This window comes from Streptomyces sp. BRA346 (assembly GCF_052851135.1).
The window spans coordinates 1-1,257 of record NZ_JAIWIH010000173.1; the positions used below are offsets into that span (position 1 = coordinate 1).

Sequence of the window (1,257 nt, forward strand, 5' to 3'; positions counted from 1 at the left end):
GAGGAAGACGGTCATGGCAACGGCGCCCAGCGTCTCGTACTCGATGACGGTCCGGCTGGAGGTCCCCGCGAGCGGTACCGCGGTCAGCCAGCTGACCACGGCCGTGGAGTCCTCCGGTGGTTCCGTCACCGGCCTCGATGTGACCGCTTCCGGCCACGAAAAGCTCCGTATCGACGTCACGATCGCGGCGACGTCGACCGCGCACGCCGATGAGATCGTGGAGAAGCTGCGCGGTATCGAGGGTGTGTCGCTGGGCAAGGTCTCCGACCGTACGTTCCTGATGCACCTCGGCGGCAAGATCGAGATGTCGTCGAAGCANCCGATCCGCAACCGTGACGACCTGTCCATGGTCTACACCCCGGGTGTGGCGCGGGTGTGCCAGGCGATCGCGGACAACCCCGAGGATGCCCGGCGGCTGACCATCAAGCGCAACAGTGTCGCGGTGGTCACCGACGGTTCCGCGGTGCTGGGGCTGGGCAACATCGGGCCCAAGGCGGCGCTGCCGGTGATGGAGGGCAAGGCGGCGCTGTTCAAGCGCTTCGCCGGGATCGACGCGTGGCCGATCTGTCTGGACACCCAGGACACCGACGCCATCGTGGAGATCGTCAAGGCCATCGCCCCGGGCTTCGCGGGCATCAACCTGGAGGACATCTCCGCCCCGCGCTGCTTCGAGATCGAGGCGCGGCTGCGGGAGGCGGTGGACATCCCGGTCTTCCACGACGACCAGCACGGTACCGCCATCGTGGTGCTGGCGGCGCTGACCAACGCGCTGCGGGTGGTGGGCAAGAAGATCGAGGACGTGCGGGTGGTGATGTCCGGCGCGGGCGCGGCGGGCACGGCGATCCTGAAGCTGCTGAGCGCCGCGGGCGTGCGNCACGCGGTCGTCGCCGACATCCACGGCGTGGTCCACTCCGGCCGCGAGGACCTGGTCTCGGCCGACCCGGACTCCCCGCTGCGGTGGATCGCGGACAACACCAACCCGGAGGGCGTCACGGGCACCCTGCGCGAGGCGGTGCGGGGCGCGGATGTCTTCATCGGCGTGTCGGCGCCGAACGTGCTGTCGGGCGAGGACGTGGCGGCGATGGCGGACGACGCGATCGTGTTCGCGCTGGCCAACCCGGACCCCGAGGTGGACCCGGCGATCGCCCGCCAGACNGCCGCGGTGGTGGCCACCGGACGGTCGGACTTCCCGAACCAGATCAACAACGTACTGGTCTTCCCGGGTGTCTTCCGTGGCCTCCTGGATGCCCAGTCCCG

1 protein-coding gene is annotated in these 1,257 nt (G+C 69.6%); it reads left to right on the forward strand.

Annotated features, from left to right (window positions below):
- Window positions 1-13 precede the first annotated feature (13 nt).
- On the forward strand, window positions 14-1,257 hold a 1,244-nt coding region (locus LCH29_RS43980), incomplete at its 3' end, for a malic enzyme-like NAD(P)-binding protein (protein ID WP_446467293.1).